Annotated in this window: 8 protein-coding genes and 2 rRNA genes; all 10 read right to left on the minus strand. The window is 49.2% G+C overall.

Going from position 1 to position 7,556, the window contains the following annotated elements:
- Positions 1–63 precede the first annotated feature (63 nt).
- Positions 64–780 carry an ABC transporter ATP-binding protein gene (locus BVJ53_RS05000; RefSeq protein ID WP_129301431.1) on the minus strand — a complete coding sequence of 239 codons (717 nt, stop codon included), beginning with the start codon at positions 778–780 and terminating at the stop codon, positions 64–66.
- Entirely contained in the window at positions 773–1,558 is a 786-nt protein-coding gene (locus BVJ53_RS05005) for an ABC transporter ATP-binding protein (RefSeq protein WP_129301432.1), read from the minus strand. The genes BVJ53_RS05000 and BVJ53_RS05005 overlap by 8 nt, the downstream gene beginning before the upstream one ends.
- Positions 1,555–2,508, minus strand: a complete 954-nt coding sequence (locus BVJ53_RS05010; protein ID WP_129301433.1) for a branched-chain amino acid ABC transporter permease — start codon at positions 2,506–2,508, stop codon at positions 1,555–1,557. The genes BVJ53_RS05005 and BVJ53_RS05010 overlap by 4 nt, the downstream gene beginning before the upstream one ends.
- Before the next feature lie 4 nt (positions 2,509–2,512).
- Positions 2,513–3,391, minus strand: a complete 879-nt coding sequence (locus BVJ53_RS05015) for a branched-chain amino acid ABC transporter permease (RefSeq protein ID WP_129301434.1) — start codon at positions 3,389–3,391, stop codon at positions 2,513–2,515.
- Positions 3,392–3,426: 35 nt separating this feature from the next.
- The gene (locus BVJ53_RS05020) at positions 3,427–4,620 is read right to left on the minus strand and encodes an ABC transporter substrate-binding protein (protein ID WP_129301435.1); all 1,194 of its coding nucleotides are present in this window, start codon (positions 4,618–4,620) and stop codon (positions 3,427–3,429) included.
- A gap of 669 nt (positions 4,621–5,289) precedes the next feature.
- The gene (locus BVJ53_RS05025; protein WP_129301436.1) at positions 5,290–5,748 is read right to left on the minus strand and encodes a threonine/serine exporter family protein; all 459 of its coding nucleotides are present in this window, start codon (positions 5,746–5,748) and stop codon (positions 5,290–5,292) included.
- Between the two features lie 17 nt (positions 5,749–5,765).
- Complete coding sequence (locus tag BVJ53_RS05030) at positions 5,766–6,542, minus strand: threonine/serine exporter family protein (protein WP_129301437.1); 777 nt, start codon at positions 6,540–6,542, stop codon at positions 5,766–5,768.
- Positions 6,539–6,859 carry a thioredoxin family protein gene (locus tag BVJ53_RS05035; RefSeq protein ID WP_129301438.1) on the minus strand — a complete coding sequence of 107 codons (321 nt, stop codon included), beginning with the start codon at positions 6,857–6,859 and terminating at the stop codon, positions 6,539–6,541. The genes BVJ53_RS05030 and BVJ53_RS05035 overlap by 4 nt, the downstream gene beginning before the upstream one ends.
- 302 nt (positions 6,860–7,161) lie before the next feature.
- Positions 7,162–7,278, minus strand: a 5S ribosomal RNA gene (gene rrf / locus BVJ53_RS05040).
- Between the two features lie 194 nt (positions 7,279–7,472).
- Positions 7,473–7,556, minus strand: a 23S ribosomal RNA gene (locus BVJ53_RS05045); the annotation flags it as partial.

The following is a 7,556-nucleotide window of genomic DNA, read 5'->3' on the forward strand; positions in this document are numbered from 1 at the left end:
CACAATGGCCTGTTTTTTGCTGATCCGTTTATTTAAAATTGCTTCGTTTGCAAATTTGCTTGCTCAAGTCGCTGGCTGCACCCCCAGATACGTCGCCTGAACCGCGGGATTCGCCAGCAATTCCGCACCTGTGCCGGTCAACTTCACTGTTCCACTGGCCAAAACATAACCGCGATTTGCGATTGCCAGCGCCTGCTTGGCATTTTGTTCGATTAACAAAACCGTGGTGCCTTGTTCGTTGATTTTGGTAATGATATCAAAGATTTCCTGAATAAAAATCGGTGATAGGCCCATCGACGGCTCGTCTAGTAAAAGGAGTTTGGGCCGCGCCATGAGTGCCCGGCCCATTGCCAGCATCTGCTGCTCACCACCAGACAGGGTTGCAGCGTCTTGATTGAGCCGTTCCTTTAGAACCGGAAAACGATCGTAAACCACCGCCAACTGGTCGCTCGCAGCTTGCTTGTCTTTGAGACCAAACGCGCCCATCTGCAGGTTTTCGCTGACGGTCAACCCAGCAAAGATATGCCGACCCTCCGGCACTTGAGAGATGCCCATTTTGACAATCTTGGCAGCCGCCATACCCACGATGTTTTTATCTTCGTATAAGATTGTACCAGAGCGCGGCCGCAACAAGCCTGAGATAGTTTTCAAGATGGTACTTTTCCCGGCACCATTCGCCCCGATCAAGGCGACAACCTCGCCGGTGTTAACGCGGAAGCTGACGTCTTTTACGGCTTGAATCCCGCCGTAATTGACGACAAGGTCTTTTACCTCAAGCATCGCTGTCACCTCCCAAGTACGCCCGAATTACCTGTGGATCGCGCTGAATCACTTGCGGCGTGCCTTTCGCAATCATCGCGCCGTGATCCAGCACGTAAATATATTCAGCCAGATTCATCACCAGCGACATATCATGTTCAATCAGCACCACCGTAATGCCAAAATGCTCCCGCACCCGTGCGATCAAACGACTCAAATCAGCGGTTTCTTCCGGATTCATGCCGGCTGCCGGTTCATCCAAAAACAGCAGCTGCGGCTTGGTCGCCACAGCGCGAACAATTTCGACCCGTCGCTGGGTTCCATAAGGCAGGCTTGCCGTGGGTTCATCTGCCACGGCAGTTAAATCAAAAAAGTCTAACAATTCATCCGCCGCGGCGCCAACGTCATGCTCCCGTTGATAAAACTGCGGTAGGCGCAAAACCGTGCCGAGAAAGTCTTCATGATAAAGATGGGTTCTGGCCACCAACACATTTTCCTTAACCGACATGGCACCAAATAACCGAATGTTCTGGAACGTTCGGGCAACGCCTAACTTGGCAACCTGATACGCCTTCTTTTTGGAAATGTCGACGTCACCTGAAGCAGTCGACAGGGTTATTTTCCCGGTTGTCGGCCCGGATTCACCGGTCAACATGTTGAAAAGCGTGGTTTTGCCAGCCCCGTTCGGCCCGATTAACGCGATCAACGCGCCTTGATTGATGGTCAGACTCACATCGGCCACCGCTTTCAGTCCGCCAAACACTTTACTGACATGGTCAATCACCAGTTGCTTGGTCATGAGGATGCCGCCTCCTTTCGCGCGCGCCGCTTACGCCCAAAAGAAAGTTCGTAACGGCCCAGCAGTCCGGACGGTTTGAACACCATCAACAAAATCAGCGCGAGCGCATAAATCACCATGCGTAAGGTGCCAAAATTTTGCAACGCCGTGTCGATGATGCCCAAGACAATCGCAGCCACAAACGTTCCGGTCATACTGCCGACGCCGCCCAACACCACAATGATGAGCAGTGAGATCGAATTCATAATGCCAAAGTCGCTTGGCGCAATCGTCTGCAGATAGCTGGCGTGTAAGGAACCGCCAATTGCGGCAGTCGCAGCCCCTAACACAAACGCAGCCAGTTTCCATTTGGTCGGGTTAATCCCGATCGATTCGGCAGCAATGTCGTCATCGCGAATCGCCATCACTGCACGTCCGGCCCGGCTGTGAATGAAATTGACGATCACCACCGTTGTCACGCACATCAAGATGTAAACGGTTGGCCATGATGCTAACGGCGGAATGTTGAACATACCGGCAGGACCGTTCGTGATTTTCAGATTGTTAATCACCACGCGAATAATTTCCGCGGCACCCATGGTCGCAATGGCTAGATAATCACCGCGCAGTCGCAGTGTTGGAACGCCGACAATCAACGCTGCCACGATCGCAATTACCACACCCAGCGCCATCGCCAAGTAGAACCCGAGTGGTGTGGCCATATTTTGGGTCACAATCGCTGTTGCATAGGCGCCAATCGCCATAAATCCGGCATGTCCAAGCGAAAATTGTCCCGAGAAGCCGATAATCAGGTTCAAGCCGACAGCCAAAATAATGTTAATACCAACCGTCACCAAGGCATTTTCGATAAAGGTGTTGATCACGCCGGTTAAGACGCCGACATTGATCAGGATGAAGCCGCCAACCATGATCGCCAGCCAGCTTAATTTGCTGCGTAAGTTTTTTAACATGCACTCACACCTTCTCCCGTTGACGCTTGCCGAATAAACCCGCCGGCAAAACAACCAGCATCAAAATCAGCACTAGATAAACTGCGGCATCCTTATAAGCCGACAACCCAATGGCCTGCACACCGGTTTCCAGCAAGCCGATCAAGAAGCCGCCGACCGCCGCGCCCGGCACCGAGCCGATGCCACCGACAACCGCCGCGACAAAGGCCTTGATCCCCGGCACCATCCCCATCAATGGATCGATGGAGTTGTAATACAGGCCGATCATGACGCCAGCTGCCCCTGCCAGTGCCGACCCCAAAGCAAAGGTGAAAGAAATAACATGATCCGGATTAATCCCGACCAGCTGAGCCGCCTGCGGATCCACCGCGACGGCCCGCATCGCCTTGCCCATCGTGGTTTGCTTAATGATGAACTGCAACAACACCATCAACACTAGCGATGTGAAAAGAATCAGCAACTGCACATTGGATATCCCCACGCCGAAAAAATAATACGTTTTAGTCGTAATCACCTGGGGAAAATTCCGCGCATTAGCTCCAAAAAGAAACGACATGCCATTTTCGAGGAAAAATGAGACGCCGATCGCGGTAATCAAAGCAGCGATCCGCGGTGAATTACGCAATGGCCGATATGCCAGATACTCGATCAAAACCCCTGAAAGACTGGCCATCACCATCGCAGATAATAAAGCGCCAACAAAGCCGAAGTGCAAATAATTTATCGCGTAATATCCCCAAAATGCGCCGAGCATATAAATATCCCCATGAGCAAAGTTAATCAATTTAATGATCCCATAGACCATGGTATAGCCCAGCGCAAGCAAGGCATAAATACTACCCAGTGAAAGTCCATTGATCATTTGTTGCATCATGGTCTGCAAAATTGTAACCCCCTTCCCGGAATTGTGGAAAATGATTATTTAACGGTATAGGCCTTCGTAATCTTGCCTTGGGTCAGCTGTTCAACCGCGATCGGTTTTTCCGGATTGTGCTTGCTATCAATGCTAGTGGTCCCAGTCACACCGGGCATATTTTTGATTTTCGCCAGTCCCTTAGCAATGCTTGCCGAATCTGCTGACTTCTGATCCTCAATAGCTTGCTTAATCATGTAAACCGAATCGTAAGCCAACGCTGAAAAAGTTGGTGCTTCTGCTTTGTATTGCTTTTGATAATTGGCCATAAACGTCTTAACCAATGAACTGCGGTTGGTTCCCAGCGTTGAAAACGGGGTGGTGTAGTAAACATCCGTCGCATTTTCGTTACCGGCGATCTGTGCAAGTTTAGGATCAGCCATACCGTCTGCCCCGATAATCGGCACTTTGATTCCCGATTGACGCGCCTGTTTGATCAAGAGTCCCAGTTCTGAATAATAACCCGGTGTATAAATCGCATCGATTTTCTTGTTCTTAATATTCGTTAGCATTGCGTTGAAATCCTTATCGCCTGACTGATAATATTCGGTCACGGCAACCTTACCGGCGAACTTCTTCTTAAATGCCTTGGTCAAACCGGTTCCGTAATCAGTCGAGTTATCGGCAATGATCGCCACATTTTTAGCCTTCAAGGTATCATTGGCAAAAATGGCCGCCTTCTGACCCTGGAATGTATCCGTAAAGCAGGCGCGGAAAACATAAGGTTGTACCTTGCCGTTTTTCTGTAAGGTGAAGTTAGGATCTGTTGCGCTCGGCCCTACCATTGGCACCGCCGCTTTGGTGACATTTGGAATCGAAGCTGTCCCGTTATTGGTCGTTGCCGGTCCGACGATCGCCACGACTTTTTCGTTATTCGCCAACTGTGCTGCAACCGCAGCCGCGCCACCGGTTGAAGACTTGTTATCACGGTAAACGGCTTTTAGCTTCTTCTTATCCTTGCCGACTTTAACGCCGCCATTTGCATTAATCTGCTTAATCGCCAGTTCGACACCTTGCTTTTCCTGTTCGCCATAACCAGCTACAGCTCCGGACAGCTCCATATTCACGCCGATCTTAACGGTATCACCGGCCGTATTGCCTTTATTCGTCGCACTTTTGGTCGTGCAACCGGCCAGCACCAGCATGGATGTCGCAACAACACCTGCGCCAATCAAGGCTTTCACAACACTCTTTTTCACTTTGGTTCCCCCTTTTTAAACATCCCTAGCAATTTTCATTAATCTTTAACAAAAAGGCACCCATTCCGACGAATGGGTGCCATGTATCAGCCCCATTGTCGATACGAAAAGGGGCTCGATACGCTGGTCGTTAGGTTAACGATCAAACTCTCGGGTCCCCGGCATCAACAACAAGACTAGGCATATGCTTCGGTGAACACAATTTCTTTCAGTTGACATACACATAGATGACATTGACTCGCCTTCTCCCGTTAAAATTAATGATTGGTTAGAATACTAATTGGACTCACGCCAAAAGTCAACTTATTTTTTAACTTTTTTGCCAGTTCATAAGGAATATCCGATGTGCTGCTGTCCAATCATCTTTCGGGCCTTATTAAAAGGTGAAGTGGCGTCCAAAATATGTGGATTTTCTCATAATTTTATTAATAAAAGGAACTCGTTATAACACCATTGTTGCTTTTTAAAAACAAAGCAAAAACAGAGGAAACCAACTGGAAACAAAAAAAACAGCCAGCATTTTCGCCTGGCTGCTGCTTTTGCAGTACCTAATTCAACTTAGATAGAATCTCGCTGACCCCACAATCCGGCGGGTGGCTTCTAACCTGTCAGCTGCAACTTTCAGCACAAAAACTGCGCTTACTCGACTCATCGCATGGCTAAAGTATATCACTTTTTAGGCTTCAAAACTGCCTGTTTGTACAACAATTCCGATAAGAGTTGTGCCAACATGAAACCAACCGCAATCGCCCCTGCAATCATGACTACCCGGCTGACATACTGCAAGGCACTATCCAGTTGCCCCATCACGATCGCGCGCACAGCCTGGTACGCAACGGCACCCGGAACAAGCGGCACAAACCCGGGAATGTTGAAAATAATGACCGGCATCTTTTTATAACGCGCAAAAAAGATCCCGCACACACCGATGACAAAAGCGCCGGTTAAGTTGGCCAACATTCGTCCGACTCCCGCCTCCATCAGCAGCCAATAAGCCAACCAGCCCATCATACCTGCCCAACCAGCAAGATTCAGCGCTTTCCGCGGTACATTAATAATCACCGCAAAGGCAACCGTCGCTAAATAACTAAAAGATAGCTGAATAAATAACGCAAGAAACCACGGCAAGAGCGCTGCCTCCTTTACTAAAAGAACCGAAAAATGATTGCAATCCCAACACCGATCGCACAGGCACTTAAAATCGCCTCTGTCCCACGCGCCATACCAGACAACAGATGCCCAGCCAGCATATCGCGAATCGAATTGGTAATCGCAACCCCGGGCACCAAGGGCATAATTGCACCGATGATAATATCGTCAAGGTCATGACCAAGACCCACTTTCACGCCGATCCACGCCGTTAATCCGACAACCAAGGCACCGAGCAATTCACTAATAAAGCGAATATTCGTCAGTGCATTCACTTTGATATTAACCCAAAAGCCGAGTGCTCCAACCGCAGCCGCCAAAGGCATATCAAACCAGTTGTACTTTTGCGCAAATAAAATCATTAAGGTCAAACTGACAATAGCAGCACTGATCACCTGCCAACTGATCGGGAAAAAAGGGGTGTTTTGATCCAGTTGAAGCAATGCCGTGTACAACTCATCCAAATTGATCTCTCTTGCGGCAAACGATCGGGAAAGCTGATTCACCCGGGACACTTTCTCCATGTCAATTGAGCGTTTACTAATTGGCCGTTCCTGAATATACGGTTGATTTTCAATACTCGCGAAAATCCCAGTAGGCGTTGTAAACACCAACGTTTGCGGTTGACCAGCATTAAAGGCGATTCGGCGCATCGTATCTTCCACTCGGTACATTTCCGAGCCGCCTTCGATCATAATGCGTCCGGCTAATAAACAAGTAGCCAAAACGCGATTTGGTGTCTGAGTTTGCGGTTGTTCAGCTGAATGTGTCATCGCGTCGCCTCTAACTTCTTTTCAAAATAACGTTTCAGTTTCTCTTTAGTATAAACACCGCTTACTTTTTCTTTTGGCTGTCCCCATTGGTAAACCACCATCGTCGGTACCGCCATGATCCCCAAAGATTGTGGCAATGAAGCATCTGTCTCCACGTTATAACGCACGACCGTCAGCCCAGACAATTCACTTTCAAGTGCGGTTAAAATCGGATCAAGCACCTTACAAGGCCCACACCACGGCGCCCAAAAGTCGACCACAACAGTACCTGTCGCAGTCAACTTTTTCAATGTCTCTTTTGTCGCATTTACTGGCATTTTATGACCCCCCTTTTCCGCTTGCTTCTGCAATGTAGCATGCATACTGCGGTTATTTCAAGATTATTTTTGATTTTCTGTTAGTTGTGAGTTATGGTTTTTGTTCTATTTAGGGTGGGGTGAAGTCTTACTCAGGTTTCGATAACGCGCTCGCTGGCGCAGAAATTTGCATGTAAGGGCCTTGGTCTCAATGGCCTAAGCCCGGGTCCATCACGCCCAAGTCCACTTACGCTCGACTCCTAACCGAGCTGGCTCACGCTGACAAAAAAAAGACCCAGTCAACGTGACCGGATCTTATCTTAGCGTGGCAGCTTCCTACCCTCGCAGGCAGTTTCCCACCAACTACTCTCGGCGTGAAGAAGCTTAACTTCTGTGTTCGGCATGGGAACAGGTGTATCCTTCTTGCTATCGCCACCACACTTATGAGAACTTTGCGCTCTCAAAACTGGCTATCATTGTTGTGTTGTTGTGTCGAGGTACGGCGTATTTCATCGAAACGCGTTTACCGGCGCAGAAGCCTGCGTGTAAGGACCTTGGTCGCAATGGCAAAGACCGCCATTACGCCCAAGCCCGCTTACACTCCGGCTTCTAACCGCGCCGCTTCACGCTCTACTTGGTTAAGTCCTCGACCGATTAGTACTGGTCCGCTCCATGCATCGCTGCACTTCCACTTCCAGCCTATCTACCTGATCATCTC

Source organism: Lacticaseibacillus chiayiensis (genome assembly GCF_004123795.1).
Classification (GTDB): Bacteria; Bacillota; Bacilli; order Lactobacillales; family Lactobacillaceae; genus Lacticaseibacillus; species Lacticaseibacillus chiayiensis.